This window comes from Bacillus sp. OTU2372 (assembly GCF_038440275.1).
Classification (GTDB): Bacteria; Bacillota; Bacilli; order Bacillales; family Cytobacillaceae; genus Neobacillus; species Neobacillus bataviensis_B.
This window is the reverse complement of sequence record NZ_JASATK010000016.1, coordinates 1-22,977: the sequence shown is the minus strand read 5'-3', so window position 1 is coordinate 22,977 and position 22,977 is coordinate 1. Positions and strand designations below refer to the sequence as shown.

Below are 22,977 nucleotides of genomic sequence, written 5' to 3'. Positions count from 1 at the left end.
CTGTTGAATGGTTGGTTGTTTTTTCTCGTTCACTTTTACTTAGGATCCTACAATAACAGGAAGCTCTTTATATCCGTACACTAACGTACTAGGGATCATTTGAATCTCTTTTGTAGTATCCAATCTCATACTCGGCAGAGCCTTTAGCATTTCTGTCATGCATATTTTCGTTTCTAATTTTGCAAGCTGTGAACCCAGACAAAAGTGAACACCTGCTCCAAAAGAAAGATAATGATTTGGAGAGCGAAGGATATCAAACTCATCTGGTTTGTCAAATACGTTTTCGTCCCTATTGGCAGAGCCGATCCAGGCCATCACCTCTTGCCCTTTTTTTAGATTCATCTCTTTAAAATTAATATCCTCTGTGACGAAGCGATTCATACTGTGAACTGGAGAGGAATAGCGCAGGGCTTCTTCAATGGCGGCAGATACAAGGGTATTGTCTCTATATAATTGGTTTAGGATGTTAGGATGCTCAAACAGATTATGCATTGTATTAGTAATAAGATTGGTGGTGGTTTCATTCCCAGCTACAAGAAGAAGAAAGCAAAAACTTAGCAACTCATCTATAGATAACTTCTCTCCATCGACTTCAGCAGTAATCAAAGTGGATATAATATCGTTTCTGGGCTCAATCCTCCGGTCTGACACTATTTTGTGGAAATATGATCGTAGGTCAAACATTGCTTTCCCGCGCAACGCCAGTAACTGATTCATTTCCTCAGGAGATAAGTTTTGTGTTCCCGATACAACAATATCAGACCATTCTTTAAACATGTCTCGATCTTCGCTTGGTACTCCTAGCATTTCCGCAATCACGATTACTGGAAGGGGGTATGCGATATCTTCTACAATATCAATCTCGCATTTTCCTTTTAGTGAAGTTAATAGTTCTTGTGTTATCGCTGTAATTCTTGGTGCAAGTTCTTGAACCGCTTTTGGTGTAAATGCCTGACTGACAAGATTGCGATATCTTCGGTGGGTAGGAGGATCCAAATCTATTAACGTTGGAAAAGGACTATTCCGATTTGAACTGAATTGCTTGTAATTTTGTAAAACCATTTGGACATCGTCATAACAAAACACGTCCCAGCAATTTCGTTCTGGATCAAAAGCAATCGGAGCATTTTTTCGCATTTTTTTATACCAATCATAAGGTGAGTTTGTTTCATCCATCCCTCTTGGCCGCACGATCAGTCCATAGCTCATCTGTTTCTCCATTTCGATTCCCTCCAAAATTATTACCTATTTATCTAGATAATTAGTCGTTTTACATAAACTGTATGGTTCTATGTAACCATACAGTTTATGTAATTTACTTAATAACTATGATGAATTTAATACTGGAATCCCTCTTCTACATAACGATTTATGGACTCTTCTCCATTTTTCTAGAGTTAACTGTGGACTTGTGGGGGGCATTACAATCTCCAGCATCCTAAATAATAGGGATCTTCTGTCGTTTTTATTTAAAACAACATATTAATATTCAATAATAGTAGAATATTAGACTGTCAATATTGGCTTTATTTTTGCCGATAGGTGGACAGGAAAGAAAGTGAAAACTGTTAGGATTTTTCGTAAATCTGCGCATAATCTATATACTTTATTTCAAACTTTCAAAGGAATTAAACGTGCGGAGGGAAGAACGCAAGGCACCCTGACCCAATACGATGATAAATACCGGTATTTTATTGAATTTCTCGATTGGCACAACATAAAGCGCTCAATTTAGGAAATATCCAAGGAGACCAATCGCAATTTCATCATTTATATGCGTGATAATGGATGAATTTCGAGGATCATAAGTCTAAGCCCAACGAATCAATGATAGTAGGATTATCGCCATCTACGATTAATACGCGGCTCAAGACATTGCGCGTTATGTTTAAGTGTTTGCAAGAGGAAGGCTTAATCGGAAGCAACCCAAGGATGGCATTTAAGAACCTCAGTGAGCCCGAATAGGAGATAGTAGAACTTACTCCTGCTGAATTAAAGAGGATGCATAACGTGCCTAATCAGCGCCAGAATGCAAGTTTCGCGATTATGTGCTTATGAATTATTTAATCGATTCTTTGAGTCGAATAAGTAAAGCGCTAGTACTGCAACGAATGGCTACGCATAGAAGGCCTGTATAACTAAGAATATAACTCCGCATCTATTCCACCATACTTTTGAGACTATGTTCTTGGAATCAGGAGGAGATATATAAGCACTTGCAATTATTGCTCTTCCATCAGGACTTTCCCTTGTACTACAATATACATATTTATCGAAAGAATCGCCCATTAATCTGCACGAAAAGTATACCGCAATGAATCAGATAACGGGCAAATTGAAAATAACGAGCAAGATTAAGCGGTAATTTTTGAGTCATCCTAACCGGTGGAATTTTTTTATTAACAATATTCAAGTATAAGGAATATGATAAAAAAAGCGAGGTGAATATGTATGTCCGATTTTAATCCAGGTTCTAATGTAACGGCTCATTTTATTGACGGGACAGCGGTAGAATTTAAACTTATTTCTTTACATGTTACTTATTTTGTAGGAATAAATAGCTTTGGACATACGGTTTTAGTTCCTTTTGATAATGTTAAGTATTTAGAAAGTAACGCGCTCTAAGGAAGAGAAGCGTTTTTCTTTTTTATTTATACAGAACATTTGTTTGTGTATAATAAGAGTATAAAGAAAAGGGGAGATGACCGCAATGGCTAATCACGTTCGAGGCGTTAAGAAGTGACAGTTCACTTTTGTAATGCCGGAGCAAAAAAAGATGTAGAGGGATTATTGGAAGGGGAAGGATCAGGAGCAGCAGCCTAAACCGTTGATGGTAGGGTTTGAGAGTTAAAACGGCATGAAAACGTGAAACAGAGCCCAAAGCGAACCGCCGTTACTAATGCAGTAAGCAGGTTAACGTTAAAGGGCAACATTGAAGAAATCTCTTTGAAAGGAGCATGGGTAGGAAAACACATCATCATCAAGAGGATACTAATCTAATTACAATAAACTAGCATTCACTTGAATTCAAATAAAGTATAAAAAAGTAGTTAACATGTATTAAGTAAGGGAATATTTCATGACTTTAGAATTTTAGTCATTAAAATATCTAACACGTAAATTTTAAATAGGTATTTCTTTCTAAATATATAGCAATTCATCTTAATTACCACATTTATAGGAAATAAGGAAATATATTAATTAAAGTGAATATTCGCAAGGATTTTTATTAATATTTTAGGGGGAAAAATATGTCTATTATACGGTTTAATGATTTTCAAAGATTTAATCAAGACCTTGTTTCTATTCAGCAACAACAAGCACTAAAACGTTACATTGAACGCTCAAACGAGCGAGAACGAACGGTTAATAACCTAAATAGTAAGAATCCATCGGAAATAGATACACCAGAGAGAATTTCTATTCGAAAGAAAATAATAAACCCTCGTGATGGACTAGCTTTTGAACGGATATTTGGGGAGAATGATTTATTTCCTATTTCTTATTTTGAAGCAGGGCTTAAAGTAGCGAAGCCTGTCTGTAGAATTGAGGTACGTGATAGAATTGGTCGAATTCTTGGACACGGCACTGGTTTTCTTGTTTCTTCCAATCTATTACTAACAAATAATCACGTATTAGAAAACGAGGATTCTGCTCTTTTTAGTGTTGCACAATTTAACTATGAAATGGATCTTGATCAAAAGGAACGTCCGATTAAAAGCTTCCGATTTAAACCCAATATTCTATTTATTACGGACCAGAAGTTAGATTTTACTTTAGTAGCCATTGAAGATATCTCAGCAGATGGGTCAAAATCCAGTGATTTTGGATTCTTACCATTACTTCCTCAAAAAGGGAAGGTTTTACTTGGTGAATATGTATCCATTATTCAACATCCATCAGGCGCCCCAAAAGCTGTAGCCCTTAGAGAAAATAAAATTATTGATATATTTGATGATTATATTCATTACTCAACAGATACGCAGCCAGGATCTTCTGGTTCCCCCGTTTTTAACGATCAATGGATAGTAGTTGGTCTACATCATGCAGGTGTTCCAGATCCTAATGATAATACTAATTACATAACCAATGAGGGTATCAGAATTAGTAGCATTCTAAACTTTGCTATGGAGCAGCGTGCAAATTTAAGTGATGAAAAGAAAGCGTTAATTGATGGCATTGTTAATAATAGGGAAGGCATTGATACAAAAACTGAAGAATGGCATGAATTTTCGACTGGTTATGATACTAAATTTCTTGGAAACAACTATGAAGTTCCTCATCCAAAATTTCGTTCTGACCTTAAACAAGACATAGTAACACAGAGGAACGGTGACACAGTTTTAAACTATACACATTTTTCAATAGTTATGAGTAAGTCCAGGCGTCTAGCCTACTATACTGTAGTTAACATTGATGGGAAAAAGCTAGTGAACATAGGTCGTGAAAATAAATGGACCTTTGACCCACGGATTGAAGAAGAATATCAGTGCGGGCCAGAACTTTACGATAGTAATGATATTGATAAAGGACATCTCGTACGCCGAAGAGATCCTGTTTGGGGGGATACTGCAAATGAGGCAAATAAGGACACATTTCACTATACGAATTCTTCTCCACAACATAAAGATTTAAATCAGAAAACATGGTTGGATTTAGAAGATTATATTTTAGAAAACGCTGATAAATTTAATCTGAAAGTTACAGTGTTTACAGGTCCAGTATTTCGGGGTGACGATATAATCTATCGAAACGTTCAAATACCTGCAGAATTTTGGAAAGTTGCTGTTATGGTTCAGGAAAATGGGGAACTATCTGCGACTGCCTATTTGCAAACTCAAAAAAATTTAATCGATAATTTGGAATTTGCCTATGGAGAATTTAAAACATACCAAGTAAAAGTTTCAACTATTGAAAACTTAACTGGCCTCGACTTTGGAAACCTAAGAAATCACGACCCAATGGAACGTATTGAATCAACTGTAGTAGGTCGCGTTATTGATAATTCTAAAGATATACTTTTCTAGGTAATGTTTAAGGATAAACTTAAAGAGGGAGTATTTAACTCCCTCCTTTTACCGGAGTTTTTTAGAAGATAAATTAGACATTAGAAGGTAACGAGAGTAATACTTCAATGGTTGTAAAAACCCTAGAATTATACGGGATTGAAGGCGGCATTTTGAAAACCTCCACCAAAACTTCCCCAAGGCTTTGTAGTTATGGATGTATGTATCCCTAATCATTTGGGGAGGTTTCCTAGTCGTTTAGGAATCACAGCAACTGGCTGTTTTTGGCCAATTAGAACCGTTGCATGGGTGTGACGTAACCCATGTATGCCAGTAATGGAAGGAAAAGCATTACTATTTAAATCATTCGCTAATGTGGATGCATTTCCAATTTGTGTGAATACAACAGATGCAGATAAAATTGTTGAGTTAGTGCAGTTACTAGAACCGACATTTGGTGGGGTGAACTTAGAAGACATTGCTGCTCCTGGGTAACCACCGCAACTTGACAATGAGCCTCTACGGGCATGCTTTCCCAGCCAGGAAACCAGATGGCTATGACAACTGGCTTGCCAACGAGGCTAGCGTACCCGCCTCTCCTAGTAAAGTTGCTAGTTCGGATCTCTTATGATAGTAAGCAATATGCCCAGAACTGGCCGTAAGTCTACTTGACCTTAATTTTATTGTCAAGTTAAGTGTAGCCGATTCAGGGAATTACCCTATCGGTTTATTGTGATTTGAAACACTACACAAAAATTGCACAAAAAAGGGGAGGTCTTGAACTCCTTTTTTTGTTCGTTCAAGAGTGTAAACTTAGACCAACTCGTTCAAGTGAAGGAGTGGATGTAAGTGACATCATTGAAAAACTTGCCAAGAATAAATCAAACTATTCAATTCCATTAAATAAAGTGGCTCAATTTTTAAAAGATAGTGGATTTTTTGATGTATCCTTAGACAGTTATCAACCATATCTACGTCACTTTCACGTGAAGCATAACGATTTAGATGTTTATATGTTTTTCAATGAGCATCCATTTGAGACGATTCAAACTCTAGTAACTTTACAAGGTAGTGGAAAAACACAAATGTATGATGCATTTACTAATTACATTTTGGAACCAGACGATATTGAAAATAAAACAGGAAATACGATGTCGTTGTCTTTAAGTCCCTATGAGTCAATTATTGTTTTACAGGTTGAAGGGGTTGAAGGCATACATGTATCGAATCGGCAGAATTTATTTGTTCGTAATTCCAAAAATGAAATGAAATTAGAAGGCCCATGGAAGATTTCAATAGCAACATCCAAAGAATATCCATTATTTCATGAATGGGTAGGTTGCAATCTTTAGTAGATATGAGTAGATTGGATGAATTATCCACTTTTTCTGGGACCATCAGATATGAAACAAAGTTCGACTTGAAAGAAACTGTAAGAAAGGTATGGCTGGAATTAGGCGAAGTTTATGAGACAGTCGAGGTTCGGGTCAATGGAGAGTCTGCTGGTATCCGTATAAGTCCTCCGTATCGACTTGAGATTAGTAAGTTTGTACTTCCAGGTAGAAATTCTCTAGAGATTGAAGTAACCAACACCCTTGTGAAGAAACTGAGAGATTCTCTTTCCCAAATGGCACAGCAGGATCCTAGCGGCTTGTTGGGCCCAATCAGGATTAGTTATTAATTACGTTCGTAATGTTGTTGCCTGATGAAGAAGTATATCCATCTCTTTGGTCAAATTAAACACAATCAGGAGTTTAAGGGGTTTGAGTTAAGAGGCCTATCAAAAATACCACGGATTGGGATCTTATTTTGTTGTACATAATATAAAGAAATGGGAATCAACTTCCAAAAAACAGATAATTCTACCGAAAGAATAGAAAGGCTTTCTCCCTCCTTTGTATTTTAAATTTCAATTTAGGACATAAAAAAGAACAAAAATAAAAAACTGACACAAAAGAGTCGTTAATCAACGACCTTTTGTGTCAGCCTCTTCGATTTATTTTTTAAATACGTGATGACCAATAACGAATGTAGTGGGTCTATCATCTAACCAATGACTTGTACAAATTTCCGGATTGTAAAAGTATAGCGACTTTGTTCCAACATTTCTATTTTTTGTTAAAGCTTCATTTACTGCTTTAATAGAATCTGAACTGGCCGGCTTATTGATTTCTCCATTACTAACTGGTTGAAACTGACCAGGGGCGTAAATTACATCTTTTATGGTGTTAGGAAATTCTCGGCTTTCCACTCTGTTCAGTACCACTTCGGCCACAGCAACCTTTCCTTCATATGGTTCACTTTCAGCCTCAGCCCTAACCAATCTAGCGAGCAGATTTTTTTCATAATCTGAGTAATCTATTTTCATTGTAGGTTTAATAGTATTCGCATATTCGCCAACATAAATTACATTAAGATTTTTTATTTGCGGGTTAACCTTAGATAATTCTTGTAAAGTTAAATTACTCTTCTTTGCATATTTCGTCATTGTATCTCCATTATTAACGGTATAAGCGAAAGTAGGAGAAGCTATTAACAATAATACTCCTAATGTCATTGTGCAGATTAGTTTTTTCATCGTTTTTCCCCCTTAACTTCTCTAGTAGAATATAAAAAATCTATGATAGATTAATATTACTGTTTGATTACAGGAAATAGACAACTTTTCAATCTGGGTGAAAAGGCCAGTTAACTTCAATGAATCTGTTGGCTGCTCAGAAAAGAGATTTTGCGAGGTTTGAATTTTTTGTAGAAAAAAGCATGGGGTGGACACAAGATAATATCCACATTTTTCAAGAGATATGCTTGTAGACTTGTCTCAATAGGGGCATTACCTCTAATAATTTTTGCTTTTATTTACCAATAAAGTCTTGTGCCCATAAATTCCTAGTGAACCGTAGCCAACACCGTTTGCTTTTTTCTTCATTATTTTCATATCATCCTGTATTAAGAAATTGTCTTTCATAAGTAACTACATCTTACCATGCTATTTTTGTAATATTTTAGGAAGGAATTTACAGGGGGAAATGCTCTAGGAAATTTAAAACTATGAATTTATTATTGAACACTATTTTATAAGTATTTATGACTTCCAATTTGTAAGATATGTATTCTGTGATTATTTGTATTTTTTCAGGAAATTACCAATAATTGTGGTAGGAAATGAGGTTGACGGCCTTTGGAAATATCGCTTTTTATTACAAATGTTTCTGTAAAGTATCAAATTTTACAGTAAATGGATATAGGTTATTTATGTTTAAGGAAAAATTAATTGAATAACGATTGAGACAAAAGGTGCCTGATACAAAATCTAGCAATAAATGGTATAATTGATATTCATAAAGGAAAAGGAGGGAATTATATGAATCTACTAGAAACCATCCTTATTTCAGTGATTGGAATTATGGCAGCGATAGGAATTAGAGTAAATTTGGAATAAACAGCAAAAGACCGTTGAATAGCGGTCTTTTGAATGGTGAGACAAAGTATGTTGTTGTCCAATCATTATGTCAAACTAAGTGTCATTTTGGCTTTAAATTTGAGGAAAGCACCTCAAAACGGAACCCTTTATTTGTATAGGTCCCATTCTTTTATTCGAGGAGTGTGACCAGCGGGATATGTTATGCGATGGAGCACCATCTTCCAGTAAAGATAACGGTCTAGGACGATGGTTTTACGTTGGAAATTAATGGACGTATTCATTCATTACCTTGATCCAATTACGCACCAGCTAAGGATTGAATTAAAGCCTGGCGAATTCGAGAGGATTTCCTTCGAGGATGTGGTAGGAGTAGTTGTTTTAGATTAAACCGCATTAAGTTCGTAAAATTGTCTCAATTAAGCGTAGGAAATAGCCCGTATACGTGTTTACGTAGGAAAGAGAGGCGATGATCGTTGTTTTTTCGATGAAAGGATCGTGTAAAAGTAACAGTTTTTTATAACGACAATGACAGTTATAAAGAAATGGCGACTGACGGCAAACGAGCAGTTTGGAATTGTTATGACAGCACGAAGGAATCAGCGAAAGAAATGGCGTTGTTTCAGCTACGAAAAGCTCAGAAGGAAGAAGCTACCAGAAACTTAAAACAGAGGTTACTCGTTAATATGTAAAAAGAAGGCTCCAGTATACTGAACTATAACTCGAATATTGGACACTAATAAAAAGTGTCTTGTATTCGGTTATTTTATTTCTTGCAAAAGAAATTTTTAAAAAGCTCAAAGAGTTGGAAAGGCAGGCTCTGAAGTAAAAACGGTATTTACACCATCCGAGAAATTTCATCTTATTAAGAAGACAATTCGTGAGCACCAATTAAAGTGATATACTATATATTTAAACATATGTAGCATATTATTTTTTAACATATATGATTTATTTATTATTGTTTTCTATATCATCATTATTATTAAATATAAATTATATTATTAATAATGTTCACCTGTAGTGTTAAAAAGATAGAGGAAAGCATCTTTAGGGCCTAGTCACAGGGTTGCTGCTCTAGTCCGTCAGAACATTCAAATAAAGTGGAAATTTACACGCTAGCTTAACTTGGTAGTTCTAGTGTACTTTGTCTAAATACCTATACAGTGAGGTTTTACTGATTCCAGTTGCAGCTGTAATTTGCTTAATTGTGTAGTCCTTACCCTTATACAATTTGACGGCCATTTCTACTTTATCTTCTTTCTTAGCAGGTCTTCCTCCATTTTTTCCTCTTGATCTTGTTGCTTGCAGACCAGACTTTGTTCGTTCACTAATAATATCTCTTTCTAATTCTGCAATACTTGCCATTGTACGAAAGAAAAACTTTCCCATTGCAGTTGACGTATCAATACTGTCGGTAATGGATATAAAATCTACCTCTAAATCATTGAATAATTCACTAAGTTCAATTAGATGTTTTGTAGAACGTGATATACGATCAAGTTTATATACAACAATTTTGTCACCACTTCGTAAAACTTTTAGAAGCTCTTCTAATTGAGGTCTATCTTTTCGAGTTCCAATCATTTTTTCTTTATAAATCTTTTCGACTCCAAATCGTGTAAGTGCATCAATTTGCATATCCAAATTTTGTTCCTCTATACTTACACGTGCGTAACCAAAAATCATCATTCATCACCTGCTAAAAGTTGTCTATAAACCTATATTAGTACCAAAAACGGTGTTAGGGATTAAAAATGTAACCTTGTTTTTGGGAATGAGTTTTGGAACTACGAATTAATGCAAAAAGGTAGTTTTAAGATAACGTAATCTCCAGCCCCATAAACGGACGTTTCTGGTACCCTTCTTGTTCAATTAAAAGGCCATTTAATTGAGTAAGAAGTATAATAAAACCTTACTTTTGAAGAATCCTAAAACGTAGACAGGTTCATATGGAGACGGTGATAGAAAAAGAACGATGTTATTCTCTTATGATGCTCAGGTCGACAAAAATACTTTTTAAATTACTCCACCCAATTATGTTAAAAGGATGAAGATAATTATACAATGTAAGTATCTAGCGGAAGGGTATATTTATACGATTGAACGAAAAGGGTACTTTGTTGAAAACATTACTGAATTTGTTCAACAAGGCAATTTGTTTAAAGATAAACTGCCGAAAGATTTAAAGGAAGAACCCGTCAACCGGGATGGTTGGCTATCATTGTCGCATATGGCCTCAGATATTTCGTTTTTTCCGTTTAAGGAATGGATGAAGTGTCAGGAGAGAGCGGTTCAATCCTATAAAAGGGAGCTCTCAGAAATTTCCTATTCCCAGGGGCCGTATGAAGTGAGAGAGACGATCTGCCGTATGATCGCCTTGACACGGGGTGTCAATTGTGAGCCAGAACAAATTGTTCTGGGGGCAGGGACACAATTATTGGTAGGACAATTGATGGAATTGATTAGCAAGGATTCTGTCATTGCCGTAGAAAATCCGGGTTATTCCCGATTTTACCAGACGCTAAAAAAAATGAATTTTGCCGTTCATCCTGTTTCATTGGATGACCATGGAATCAAGATGGCAGAGATTAAAGCAACAAAGGCAAATGTTGTGTTTGTTACACCGTCCCATCAATTCCCAACGGGAAAAATTATGCCGATTTCCAGACAAATCGAGCTGTTAAATTGGACGGCTAAAGGCGATCACAGATACATTGTGGAAGATGACTATGACAGTGAATTTAAATATGAAACAGATAACATTCCATCATTACAAAGTTTAGACAGAAATCACCGGGTTATTTACATGGGGACTTTTTCAAAAACACTGCTCCCAGGTTTACGGATCAGTTACATGGTTTTACCTCCTGACCTATTAAGGGAATACCGAGAATATTATGCTAATTTCATGCAGTACAGCAATTCGCTTATTTTATTTACATTACATTATTTTATCGAAGGGGGAGAATATGCCAGGCACGTAAAAAAGATGAACCATCAGTATGAAAGGCGAAGAAAATTATTAATTAGCAGACCTTCGGCAGCGCTTTCGAGATGAAATCAAAATTGAAGATGTGCCGGCAGGACTTCATTTTCTTGGAAGTGGTGGAACGGTTGTATTTTGCTTTTCATTAAACGATAAACTTTTATTTTTTTTGAATATATATATTATTTAGTTTGTTTAAATAATTAGACAGTCATAGAGACAGCAAACAAAATAGTAGGGGGGTTTATAGAAAGCACTAAAAGGCAGATTTTCAAAATGGAAAATATTAAAGGGTGACAGACGCCATCTAAATATTAGGCGGTGTCTGTCACCTTATTTAATTTAATAACCTGTCTAAGATGGTCCTGTTATTTCTTATACTAGGTCAAAATAGTTTTTTTGTTGCTTACTATGTTAATCTAATCCGTATTCTTTAATTTTATTGTACAGGGTTCCTCTTGATATACCAAGTAACTTTGCTGCTGCACTTTTGTTTCCATATGTTTTTCGTAAGGCATCTTCAATCATAAAGGATTCATCTTTAGATGATTCATCTTCTTTCTTGTATGACGGCTCATTTTGGATTGCTTCACTATTTGTATTTAAAGACTGGGTGGAGGTAATGATCTCTCGTGGAAGATGTTCGGTTGTAAAGATATCACCATCGTTTAATAGGATAAAACGTTCTACCACATTCCGAAGTTCCCGCACATTTCCAGGCCAATCGTAATTTATTAAGGCAGTCATAACTAGGGGATCAATACTTGGCATTGGCTTCTTGTACTTTATAGTAAATTCCCGTATGAATTTTTGAAGCAACTCAACAATATCTTCCATTCGATCACTTAATGGGGGAATATCAATTTTTATTACGGTCAGTTGATAATAAAGATCTTTGTGAAAATTCCCTTCCTGTACCAGTTTTTCAATTCTGGGTGACGCAGAAGCAATAATGCGTGTTTGGGCATTGACGAGTTCACTGCCTCCTATACGAAGGAATGATTGATGCTCTAAATAATTTGAAAGTTTAACTTGAATGTCAATTGGCATTCGGTCTATGTCAATAATGAACAAGGTTCCTCCGCTTGCTTGTTCTAGTTTCCCGGCTTGGCCGACTTGTTCCTCTTCGGTAAAAGACTTTCTTTGATATCCAAACAACTCTGCTTCTAAAAGTCCTGAAGGAACAGATATGCAATTAACGGATAAAAAAGGTTCGTTCTTTTTTGAACTTCCATAATGGATAGCTTGTGCTAGCATCCCTGTCCCTGAACCAGGCTCACCTGTCAGGAGGACCGGGACATCAGCTGAAGTTGCTTTCTGTGCAATTTGCAATCCTTGCTTAATTTCAGGACTAATCCCAATAATAGAAGAGAAAGGTTTTTCTGGATGAACATGCAGAGGTAACGATGCGTATAATTCTTCATTGAGTCGAACAATTCTGGTAATATCTTGTTCCGTTGCAACTCCTCCTATAATGGTATTATCTTGAATAATTGGAGAAGCGTTTATTAAAACATGAGTATCATTGTCAGGACGGTGATAGGCTTGTCGAACAGGGAATCCCTCATTTAATATACGATGTAACACGATATCTTCCGCTTGAAAATATTCTCCGATTTTCCGGCCGAGAATATTTTCACGATTGATTTCGTATGTTCTTTCAGCTGTCGTGTTCCAACAAATTACATTACCATCTTGATCTAAAGCCGTAACTGCATCATTTACAGTTTCCGCTAATGTGTGAAAGTAAGCAGTTGCTTTCTTTTTTTCAACTTGGAGATATCGAATCCATTCACTAGCAGTTAAAATGCCGATAATGTGTTTTCTTTCATCATCCTCTATTAGAACAGGACGTCTCCAATCTACTTCTGATTCCACTTCAGATAGGGTCAAGACTGTTGAAGGAATCCATTGTAATTCTTCAAGAAAAAGACCTATAGTCTTTAAGTCGGCGTATGATGCGACAACATTTAATTCACTATTTGTAATGGTATAGTGTGTTTTCCTGATCGTAACGACAACATAATGGAATTGCAGGAGCATGTTTTTTAGTTCCGTTAATGGTGTATGTGGCCCTGCCAAAATAAAGGAGTCATCTATATTGATTTGTCCGGATTTAAACATATTTGCCCCCCTTCCAAATAAAGCATTGATTTTTTTCAATGTATCACATTTGTACACTATTATCTAGTTATAGAATTAGGGTGAACAGATTTGTCTAAGTAATAGGATGTGTTGAACTGTCCCTATCCACCACTTGAAAGAAGCAGGGGAGTCAGGATAAAAAATTGATTCTGGTTAAAGGTTCATATGTGTAAAAGAAATATACAGTTGTATATTTATCAATTAAAAATAACAGAATTGTTTATTTTTTGTTGACAAGTGTAAACAAAATTGTATAAATTATAAATATAAAAAATTTTAAAAATACTTAAAGCGCAGTTGGTTACCTCGTATCAAAATGAATATATTATTTTTTGTCGAACTAATGAAAACGATTACATACTATTCCTATGTTAGTAAACTATTATTTTTTAATAGCCAATATATTATAAAGGATGTGTAGGATTATGAAACATCAGCAAACGGAGTTAAAGAAAGACTTGAAAATTCGTCATATTACCATGATTTCTCTAGGGGGAATCATAGGAGCCGGTTTATTTGTCGGGAGTGGTTCCCTGATTAACGTAGCTGGACCGGCTTCCATTTTCTCGTATGTATTCGCAGGACTTCTTGTGGTTTTGGTGATGCGGATGCTGGGAGAAATGTCAATCGTCAATCCTACCAGTGGTTCTTTCGCTACGTATGCCAGAGAAGGATTAGGGCCGTGGGCTGGCTATACAATCGGCTGGTTATACTGGTTTTTTTGGGTAATCGTTATTGCTGTTGAAGCAATTGGGGGTGCAAACATCATTCAATACTGGTTTCCTTCTCTGCCTTCTTGGTCTGTCAGCCTCGCCCTCACTATTTTATTAACTCTCACTAACTTGTATTCAGTTAAATCATTTGGTGAGTTTGAGTATTGGTTTTCACTTATCAAAGTTGTAAGTATTGCCTTATTTTTGATTCTTGGAGGGGCCATCATATTCGGTCTTATACCCGGAGTACATTCGCCAGGGACAACCAATCTTCTTCATAGAGGAGGATTTATGCCCAATGGAATAAGCTCGATATTTATGGGGATTGCTGTTGTTATGTTCTCTTTTATGGGAAGTGAAATTGTAGCAATTGCAGCTGGAGAAACATCACACCCTGAAAAAGCCATTACTGTTGCGACAAACAGTGTTATTTATCGGATCATCATTTTTTATCTTGGCTCCATTTTAGTTCTAGTTACGATTCTTCCATGGGATTCTCATACTCTATTAAAAAATCCCTTTGTTTCCGTTCTTAATGTTTTAAATATACCTGCTGCGGGTCAAATCATGAACTTTATTGTTTTGACAGCCGTACTTTCTTGCTTGAATTCAGGTCTTTATACAAGTTCCCGTATGATGTTTGCAATGGCACAAAATGGTGATGCTCCTCGTGCGTTTTCAAAGGTAAACAAGAAGGGAGTGCCGGTTTATGCGATCCTGGGATGTACTGCTATATCTTATATTAGTGTGATTTTTAACTACCTATCTCCTGATAAAATATTTCTCTTTTTAGTCAATGCTTCCGGGGGTGTAGCACTTCTTGTTTATCTAGTCATTGCATTTTCCCAACTGCGATTAAGAAGAAAATATGAAAAAGAAAACCCTGGTGCTCTAAAAATAAAAATGTGGTTATTTCCTTATCTGACATACGCCACTATCCTTGTAATCATAACTATTTTTATCATGATGCCATTTATTGATTCACTCCGTGCACAATTCTATTTAACGGCACTAATTGCAGTATTTGTTGTTTGTTCTTTTTTTGTTGGTAAGAATAGAAGATCAACTAAGTTAGTAAAAGACAAAATGAAACAGATCGTATAGTTTATAGTATTTAGCCTCGAATTTAATAAATTTGAGGCTTTTTAGTGTACCTTCTTAGTCCGGAGGAACAATTTTGAATGAAGTTTGTCCTTGATTAATTCAATAGGTACCAGGTTTTGGGGTACAACAAAGGTTTTTAATATAAACAAAAATGTATTTTTTTATCAATAATGAACACTTATGTTTATCAGGAAAACAAATTTAAACAATTTTCGAAAAACTATGTACAAAAGTGTTAAATGTCATTTATAATACATTTATATTAAATATTAAAAATTATCGAATAAAAGAAGGGAGATACTTAGAACTATAACTTTTTCAAAGTAGAGAAACTAGGTTTCTATTCATTCACAATTACACTTAAAAGGGAGAGAATCATATGATCACAGAATACATGAATACGGTTAAGCCTTATGAACATGAACCATTTACTGATTTTTCAAATGAAGAAAACAAAAAGGCTTTTGAAGAATCCTTGTTATTGGTCCAATCCCAATTAGGTCAGGAGTATCCGCTCATCATTGGAGGTCAACGGATTAAAACAGATGAACAGACGATCTCGATCAACCCAAGTAATAAGGCAGAAGTCATTGGCAAGGTTTCCAAAGCAAATAAAGAATTAGCTGAAAAAGCTATGCAAGTTGCGCTTTCTACGTTCGAAACGTGGAAAAAGCGTGATCCAGAAGAACGGGCAGCCATTCTTTTCCGGGCAGCAGATATTCTTCGCCGCCGCAAACATGAATTCTCGGGATACCTAGTTAAAGAAGCCGGAAAGCCTTGGAAAGAAGCGGATGCAGATACAGCAGAAGCAATTGATTTTCTCGAGTTCTATGCCCGTCAGATGATCAAATTAAAAGATGGAGTGCCGGTAAATAGCCGGGATGGGGAAATCAACAAATTTGGTTACATACCACTTGGTGTAGGTATTATCATTTCACCGTTTAACTTCCCGTTAGCGATCATGGCAGGAACAGTAACAGCAGCGATCGTTGCTGGAAACACTGTCCTTCTTAAACCTTCCGACAACACACCGGTAGTGGCAGCAAAATTCGTAGAAATCATGGAAGAAGCAGGACTTCCTCAGGGAGTACTGAATTATGTTCCAGGAGAAGGTGCCGAAATAGGTGATTACCTAGTTGATCACCCGAAAACTCGTTTCATTTCCTTTACAGGTTCTCGTGAAGTTGGCTGCCGCATTTATGAACGGGCGGCAAAAGTACATCCAGGTCAAATTTGGTTAAAGCGTGTGATTGCAGAAATGGGGGGGAAAGATACAGTAGTTGTAGATAAAGAGGCCGATTTGGATTTAGCAGCTGCTTCGATTGTTTACTCTGCTTTTGGTTTCTCTGGACAAAAGTGTTCAGCAGGTTCCCGTGCGGTGGTACATCAAGATGTTTATGATGAAGTACTTGAAAAAGCAGTCGCATTAACAAAAACATTAACCGTTGGAAGCCCTGAAGATGTTAATACCTATATGGGACCAGTCATCAGCGAGGCGTCTTACAATAAAATTATGAAATATATCGAAATTGGTAAACAAGAAGGCAAACTGATGACTGGCGGAGAAGGGAACGACTCCAAAGGGTACTTTATTCAACCAACCATTATTGCTGATGTGGATGAAAAAGCACGTATCATGCAGGAAGAAATCTTTGGACCGGTTCTTGCTTTTTGTAAAGCTCGCGATTTTGATCATATGATGGAAATTGCTAACAATACGGATTATGGCTTAACGGGTGCCTTAATTACCAACAATCAAGAGCATATTGAGCGGGCGAAAGAAGAATTCCATGTAGGAAATCTTTATTTCAACCGCACCTGTACGGGAGCGATTGTTGGGTACCAGCCATTTGGCGGGTTTAATATGTCGGGGACGGATTCGAAGGCAGGAGGTCCCGACTACCTGATCCTTCACATGCAAGCAAAAACTATTAGCGAAACACTATAAAAAATGGGGGCAGCTTGTTAAGTTGCCCCGTTATAAACAAAAAATCTTAGGGGGAATCATCTATGCTAGCAGAAGTTTCAAAAAATGTTTTTCTTTACGCCTCCCAAAGTAAAGGATTAAATAAAGCGGCGAAAAAATGGGGCCTTCGATTTGGAGCTTCTCAAGTTGTTGCAGGAGATACAATCGAGAGTGCTATTAAAAAGGTTCAAGAATTAAATAAAAAGGGTTTAGTTTGTACACTGGATCATTTAGGTGAATTCGTTTCCAGCAGAGAAGAAGCGATTGAAGCAACAGAATATAATATAAGGACGTTAGAAGCGATCGCAAAAGCCAAAGGAAATAGTAATTTATCTGTTAAAATGACCCAGCTGGGGCTGGATATAGACCGGGATTTTTGCTTGGGAAACATGCGTCGAATTCTTGAAACAGCAAAAAAATATAACAATTTTGTCCGAATCGATATGGAAGATCATGCTCATTGTCAAATTACACTAGATATCCTGAGGGAATTACGTCAAACATATGATAATGTAGGAACCGTTATTCAGGCCTATTTATTTCGGTCCCACCAAGACGTAAAAGACTTAAAAGGAATTTCTCTTCGTTTAGTAAAGGGAGCATATAAAGAATCTCCTGAAGTTGCCTATCAAGAGAAAGAGAAAGTCGATGAAAATTATCTAAAAATCATTGAAGAGCATTTGCTAAGCGGAAGCTATACGGCGATTGCATCCCATGATCACAATATTATTGCTAAAGTTAAAGAATTTACGAGAAAAAATAATATACCACGTAATCAATTTGAATTTCAGATGCTATATGGATTTAGAACAGACTTACAACTAAGGTTAGTTCAAGAAGGGTACAAAATGCGTGTTTACATTCCTTTTGGAAACGACTGGTTTGGATATTTTATGCGCCGGCTGGCAGAAAGACCGCAAAATGTAACTTTTGCTCTAAAAGGACTCTTTTCGAAGTAATGTACTCAAAAATAATCCATTTTGTGAAACCGCTTTCCGAATCCTGATTTTTTTAACAAAAAGTTAGCCTCGTTTTTAAAAGTACATCATCCAAGAAACTCGCAAAATATAGGTATAGATAATAAGAAGAAATATGGAGATGAACGACCTCTCCAATATTTCTCATTAAACGACTTATATAAGAGGAGTAGAAAATGAAAGCGACAGCCCTTATTAGTGATCAAGTTCAAAAGCAGGACCTTGAGAAAAGTGAAGCGTTAAGTTTATTAAGCTCCACTCAGTCAATTATAAAAGAGGCGATTCAAAAATTAGGATATAGTAGTGACATGTATGAGCTGCTGAAAGAACCGCTAAGAATCCTTACCGTGCGCATTCCAGTCCGAATGGATGATGGTTCCTATCAAGTTTTTACCGGTTATCGTTCTCAACATAACGATGCAGTAGGTCCCACAAAAGGAGGCGTACGCTTCCACCCTGAAGTGACTGAGGAAGAGGTAAAAGCACTATCCATTTGGATGAGTTTAAAATGCGGAATCACTAATCTTCCTTACGGTGGGGGAAAAGGCGGTATTATTTGTGATCCAAGGAACATGTCTTTTGGAGAACTAGAGAGATTAAGTCGTGGATATGTACGTGCTATTAGCCAAATTGTGGGCCCTACAAAAGATATTCCGGCACCGGATGTGTACACGAACTCTCAAATTATGGCGTGGATGATGGATGAATACAGCTGCCTTCGAGAGTTTGATTCTCCTGGATTTATTACAGGGAAACCAATTGTGTTAGGGGGCTCACAAGGCCGTGAAACGGCAACAGCACGCGGCGTGGTAATTTGCATTGAAGAAGCTGCAAAGAAGAGGGGCATTGATTTACAGGGTGCACGTATCGTGATCCAAGGCTTTGGGAATGCAGGAAGCTTTCTGGCGAAATTCATGCACGATGCCGGAGCAAAAGTGATTGGAATTTCGGATGCATATGGGGCTCTTTATGATCCAGAAGGGCTGAATATTGATTATTTGCTTGATCGACGCGATAGTTTTGGTACTGTTACAAATTTATTTACCAATGTCATCACGAATCAAGAATTGCTCCTAAAAGAATGTGATATTCTTGTACCAGCTGCTATCTCAAATCAGATTACAGCACAAAATGCCCATGATATTAAAGCGTCGATTGTAGTAGAGGCAGCAAATGGCCCAACAACTCTTGAAGCAACAAAAATTTTGGATGAAAGAGGAGTCCTCCTTGTGCCGGATATATTGGCTAGTGCCGGTGGTGTCATCGTTTCTTATTTTGAATGGGTTCAAAATAATCAAGGTTATTATTGGTCAGGAGAAGATGTGGCTAAAAAATTACGAAAAATCATGGTCGATTCCTTTAAAACGATTTATGAAACATCACAGGCCCATCAAGTTGATATGCGTTTAGCGGCCTATATGGTTGGAATTAGAAAACCAGCTGAAGCTTCACGTTTCCGTGGCTGGGTATAATGTAAAATATTCGCCAAAGTAGGGAGCTTCTTCCCTACTGGTGGATAATTTAGTTTCAGTTGTGTCAAAGTTTGCGATTCTTAGGTTTAAGGCTTAGCGTAAGGGTCTCCTTCATGCTTCTTTATCTAGTCTTTGTTTTGATGTAGGGGTTTTACTGCCTGTTAAAGTAGGATAAACTCCAAATTTATCTATAAATCTATGGAAAAGGGTAAAAATAATCTTTTAAATTGGAGGAACTTTTTTCATGTGGATTATGACTGTCCATTCCCAGAATAACATTACAATGTTTGAGTTTGAAACTGAAAAAGAAGCAAAAGCCGCTTTTGAAAGAACGCCAGGCTGTAAATTTCTTACCCAAGTGATTTATTTTAATGATGATTATTTAGTTAAATCTACAATCTTATAAAGTGCAGGTTAGGTATAAGGGTGTGGAAGTCTACTTGCCTTTAAAGTTTTTTTGGAAAATAAACTAACTATTATTGGGGATGATTTTAGCTTTGAGTTTGGATCATTATATTGTTTGCTACCACCTTCTTATATTCGGTACACATAATTAGTGACAAACCACTTTTCCCGAGAGGTTGATGCCTTACAGCTAGGGATTTATCAACTCGCATTTGCCTGCGTTTACGCAACCATTGGAACCTTTCTATGTGAAACACTTGTTTTACCTCATTCGTCGATTCAGTGGTTTCCGATACTTAGATTAGCAATTATAAGCTCTGCTTATGGCTGTATCATGCAGCCAATTGCTTAAAAGTACACGACACCCAAAAAAACTGGGTTTCTTTTTTTCGCTTGAGCATATTTTTTCTGCCATATTTGCAATTATCTTCCTGCATGAAAATATGGGACTACAAGGTATGTTGGTGCTTTGCTCATATTAGCTGGGGTTGTTATTGCAAACTCTACATCTAAAAAACAACTATTACTAAAGGAGATACAAATATGAATATATTTATTATCTCCTTACACCCAGATTCAAAGTCATTTAATGGTGCTTTAAAGGACCTCGCTGTTTCGGAACTAACATCTCTGGGTCATCAAGTCAGAATATTAGATTATATGCTATAGTGTGATTCCATCGAAGCTATTAAGGCTCTAAGGAAGCAAAAATCTTTGACCATGGAACGGTTATTCTGTATCAAGAAGGGGAAGAAAGATGGGCACTATTAACCTTCCAAACAAGAAAGGCGAATGAAATGGAAAAACTGTCAAGTCTGAGAGTTTATATTACTACAATTGTTGGGGCGGTATGTTGGGGACTTATTGGTTTATTTATTACTCCATTGTATGCTCACGGCTTCACGGCTTGGGACGTAGTTGCCATTCGGGGTATTTTTACCTTTGTTATCTTAATTCTGCTTATGGCAGCATTTTATCGTGGTCAGTTACGTACTAGATTAAAGGATCATATTTTTTTTGCTGGTGCGGGAATTTTTAGCATCGCTTTTTTTAATTTTTTTTATTTTGAAGTTTTTTATCAATCGAGTTTATCTCTTGCAGTAACCCTTTTATATACAGGGCCTTTGTTTGTAACTATCCTATCTAGGCTCTTTTTTAAAGAGCCCTTGACCATTCGTAAAGGCTGGGCACTTGCTCTTGCTATTACAGGTTGTGCATTTGTTGTAGGTCTACTGCCATTCGGTCAAGAAGGTATACCTATGAAAACATTGTTAATGGGGATTCTATCTGGATTTTGTTATGCATTGTACAGTATTTTCAGTAAACCTGTAACCAAACGGTATTCTGGATTGACAATTACAACGTACACATTTCTTTATATGAGTATTTTCATGCTACTGACAAGTGACATAGTAAGAAAGACTGATCAATTTCAACATGTAGATGTTTGGATGTCAGCGGTATTGTTAGCGTTAGTATCAACGGTTGCAGCTTTTGTTTTGTACACTTCAGGACTAAAACATTTAGAAGCTAGTAAGGCTTCCATTTTAGCAACGGTAGAACCCATCATTGCAGTATTAACTGGAGTACTTTTTCTTGGGGAACATCTGCGGGGGTGGCAGGTGTTAGGGATGGCATTGGTTTTGTATTCAGCAATTCTTGTCGCAGAGAAGCGGTCAAATAATACTCCATATAAGCACTCATGAATTTGGGTGCATTTTTTATGGCAATAGAAAAAGACTACTCACTTTAGTGAGTAGCGAATGGAAAAGGACACAAAGAGTACAAAGTTGATTCATACTGGCTTCGCATTTTGACTAATAATCCCTATACATTTTATGAATTAAAGTACTGGATGATATGGGTAATTGGGTGGGATTTGAGAGCAAGACTAAAACATGATGCATTAAAGAGATGAAAACATGTTATGTAATGTTGGCAGAAGATTCATCTGGTTTCTGATTGGAAGTACGATTTTTTGCTAGCTTTATAGGATATGACCTGTTTAAGGCTGGCCTCATATCATTTCCAGGTATTCCTAAAACCCAAAGAGCTTTGAATATTAAAGATGGTAATCGAAATATAAGAGTTGGTAGAATTTGAGTTACTTAGAGATTTCTAGAATATCACCGTGTACGTTTAGTTGCTCAAATCTTCAATTATTTTATAATAGAAAAGAAAGTTTTTGGGATACAAACAATTAAACATAGAAGCTCATTCCTACCATGGATGGGCTTGGTATTGACTATGGAACGGAATCTGGAAGGTAAGTCTTCCTTTGAGGTATTGCGTTTTTGCATCGATTCTTCACGTAAAATCATAATAGCAATATCGATATCATGACTTTGGAGTTCCTCTTCAATTTTCAACATTGTTTTCTCAGTGTTCAAAAACTATATGGAATTAGCAATTTCAAAAATGAATTGCCTTCTGCTGTTTGGGATGCACCTAGATGGCTGCGATGAAACAATTTAATCTAAGGTTCCGCTTCCAGATTTGAAATGGACTGGCTTATTGCAGGAATAGTTACATGTATTTAGAGACCAATCAAATTCTTCGCTGTAAGAGGTATTCTAGTAATGAATTAAATAGCTGGGATAATCTCAAAACATTTCTTAGCGATGAAATTAAAAGGTTAACCCCATTGTTTGATGAAAACGGTATTGAGTGGGATGAGGATTTACCGACTACACCGTAAAAAGTTCCATGTTCAAATTGTATTGAAGATGTAGCTGCCATTTCAGGCAGCTTTCTTATTGAAGTAACGGGCAGCATTCCTGTA

General features: G+C 36.5%; 19 protein-coding genes and 1 pseudogene. 15 read left to right on the top strand and 5 right to left on the bottom strand.

The genetic code is table 11. The features are described 5' to 3' along the window. Positions 1 to 39 precede the first annotated feature (39 nt). The gene (locus AAHB15_RS20835) at positions 40 to 1,221 is read right to left on the bottom strand and encodes a cytochrome P450 (protein WP_342043230.1); all 1,182 of its coding nucleotides are present in this window, start codon (positions 1,219 to 1,221) and stop codon (positions 40 to 42) included. A gap of 1,230 nt (positions 1,222 to 2,451) precedes the next feature. Here AAHB15_RS20835 and AAHB15_RS20830 point away from each other — a divergent pair. From AAHB15_RS20830 to AAHB15_RS20805, 5 genes and pseudogenes are all read left to right on the top strand, one after another. Continuing rightward, positions 2,452 to 2,625, top strand: coding sequence for a hypothetical protein (locus AAHB15_RS20830; protein ID WP_186446529.1), 174 nt, complete (start codon positions 2,452 to 2,454; stop codon positions 2,623 to 2,625). Between the two features lie 626 nt (positions 2,626 to 3,251). Then, positions 3,252 to 5,027, top strand: coding sequence for a DNA/RNA non-specific endonuclease (locus tag AAHB15_RS20825; protein ID WP_342043229.1), 1,776 nt, complete (start codon positions 3,252 to 3,254; stop codon positions 5,025 to 5,027). 306 nt (positions 5,028 to 5,333) lie between these two features. Beyond that, positions 5,334 to 5,495: pseudogene (locus AAHB15_RS20815) on the top strand (NAD-dependent malic enzyme); the annotation flags it as partial. A 248-nt stretch (positions 5,496 to 5,743) separates the two neighbouring features. Further along, positions 5,744 to 6,358 (top strand): hypothetical protein, encoded by a 615-nt coding sequence (locus AAHB15_RS20810; protein WP_342043228.1) that lies wholly within the window; start codon positions 5,744 to 5,746, stop codon positions 6,356 to 6,358. Next, positions 6,346 to 6,687 carry a glycosylhydrolase-like jelly roll fold domain-containing protein gene (locus AAHB15_RS20805; protein WP_342043227.1) on the top strand — a complete coding sequence of 114 codons (342 nt, stop codon included), beginning with the start codon at positions 6,346 to 6,348 and terminating at the stop codon, positions 6,685 to 6,687. Before AAHB15_RS20810 ends, AAHB15_RS20805 begins: the two co-directional genes overlap by 13 nt. A gap of 315 nt (positions 6,688 to 7,002) precedes the next feature. Here AAHB15_RS20805 and AAHB15_RS20800 read toward each other — a convergent pair whose 3' ends face one another. Continuing rightward, positions 7,003 to 7,584 carry a cell wall hydrolase gene (locus AAHB15_RS20800; protein ID WP_342043226.1) on the bottom strand — a complete coding sequence of 194 codons (582 nt, stop codon included), beginning with the start codon at positions 7,582 to 7,584 and terminating at the stop codon, positions 7,003 to 7,005. Between the two features lie 1,089 nt (positions 7,585 to 8,673). On the opposite strand from AAHB15_RS20800, the gene AAHB15_RS20795 reads away from it, so the two are divergent. Next, complete coding sequence (locus tag AAHB15_RS20795) at positions 8,674 to 8,814, top strand: hypothetical protein (protein WP_335572672.1); 141 nt, start codon at positions 8,674 to 8,676, stop codon at positions 8,812 to 8,814. 747 nt (positions 8,815 to 9,561) lie between these two features. On the opposite strand, the gene AAHB15_RS20790 is transcribed toward AAHB15_RS20795, so the two are convergent. After that, positions 9,562 to 10,113: a recombinase family protein gene (locus AAHB15_RS20790; RefSeq protein WP_342043275.1), complete on the bottom strand. Its 552-nt coding sequence runs from the start codon at positions 10,111 to 10,113 to the stop codon at positions 9,562 to 9,564. Positions 10,114 to 10,474: 361 nt separating this feature from the next. Here AAHB15_RS20790 and pdxR point away from each other — a divergent pair, with 361 nt between their 5' ends. After that, a complete protein-coding gene (gene pdxR, locus AAHB15_RS20785; protein ID WP_342043225.1) occupies positions 10,475 to 11,485 on the top strand; it encodes a MocR-like pyridoxine biosynthesis transcription factor PdxR in 1,011 nt (336 codons plus the stop codon). 342 nt (positions 11,486 to 11,827) lie between these two features. Here the strand turns inward: pdxR and AAHB15_RS20780 are convergent, their stop codons facing one another. After that, complete coding sequence (locus AAHB15_RS20780) at positions 11,828 to 13,537, bottom strand: sigma-54 interaction domain-containing protein (RefSeq protein WP_335572669.1); 1,710 nt, start codon at positions 13,535 to 13,537, stop codon at positions 11,828 to 11,830. A gap of 446 nt (positions 13,538 to 13,983) precedes the next feature. Between AAHB15_RS20780 and AAHB15_RS20775 the strand changes: the two genes are divergently transcribed. The 8 genes from AAHB15_RS20775 to AAHB15_RS20740 all read left to right on the top strand — a co-directional run bounded on the left by AAHB15_RS20775 (position 13,984) and on the right by AAHB15_RS20740 (position 21,901). Next, positions 13,984 to 15,375 (top strand): amino acid permease, encoded by a 1,392-nt coding sequence (locus AAHB15_RS20775; RefSeq protein ID WP_335572668.1) that lies wholly within the window; start codon positions 13,984 to 13,986, stop codon positions 15,373 to 15,375. A gap of 394 nt (positions 15,376 to 15,769) precedes the next feature. Further along, entirely contained in the window at positions 15,770 to 17,323 is a 1,554-nt protein-coding gene (pruA, locus tag AAHB15_RS20770; protein ID WP_335572679.1) for an L-glutamate gamma-semialdehyde dehydrogenase, read from the top strand. 62 nt (positions 17,324 to 17,385) lie between these two features. Beyond that, positions 17,386 to 18,300 carry a proline dehydrogenase gene (locus AAHB15_RS20765; protein WP_335572667.1) on the top strand — a complete coding sequence of 305 codons (915 nt, stop codon included), beginning with the start codon at positions 17,386 to 17,388 and terminating at the stop codon, positions 18,298 to 18,300. A 194-nt stretch (positions 18,301 to 18,494) separates the two neighbouring features. Continuing rightward, positions 18,495 to 19,790, top strand: a complete 1,296-nt coding sequence (locus tag AAHB15_RS20760; RefSeq protein WP_335572666.1) for a Glu/Leu/Phe/Val family dehydrogenase — start codon at positions 18,495 to 18,497, stop codon at positions 19,788 to 19,790. Between the two features lie 244 nt (positions 19,791 to 20,034). After that, complete coding sequence (locus tag AAHB15_RS20755) at positions 20,035 to 20,196, top strand: hypothetical protein (RefSeq protein WP_335572665.1); 162 nt, start codon at positions 20,035 to 20,037, stop codon at positions 20,194 to 20,196. A gap of 150 nt (positions 20,197 to 20,346) precedes the next feature. Beyond that, positions 20,347 to 20,547, top strand: a complete 201-nt coding sequence (locus tag AAHB15_RS20750; protein ID WP_335572664.1) for a hypothetical protein — start codon at positions 20,347 to 20,349, stop codon at positions 20,545 to 20,547. Positions 20,548 to 20,738: 191 nt separating this feature from the next. After that, entirely contained in the window at positions 20,739 to 20,864 is a 126-nt protein-coding gene (locus AAHB15_RS20745) for a hypothetical protein (RefSeq protein WP_335572663.1), read from the top strand. Between the two features lie 128 nt (positions 20,865 to 20,992). Further along, positions 20,993 to 21,901: a DMT family transporter gene (locus AAHB15_RS20740; RefSeq protein WP_335572662.1), complete on the top strand. Its 909-nt coding sequence runs from the start codon at positions 20,993 to 20,995 to the stop codon at positions 21,899 to 21,901. An 841-nt stretch (positions 21,902 to 22,742) separates the two neighbouring features. On the opposite strand, the gene AAHB15_RS20735 is transcribed toward AAHB15_RS20740, so the two are convergent. Continuing rightward, positions 22,743 to 22,977 (bottom strand): hypothetical protein (locus tag AAHB15_RS20735; RefSeq protein WP_342043224.1); only part of this gene is annotated, 235 nt, incomplete at its 5' end.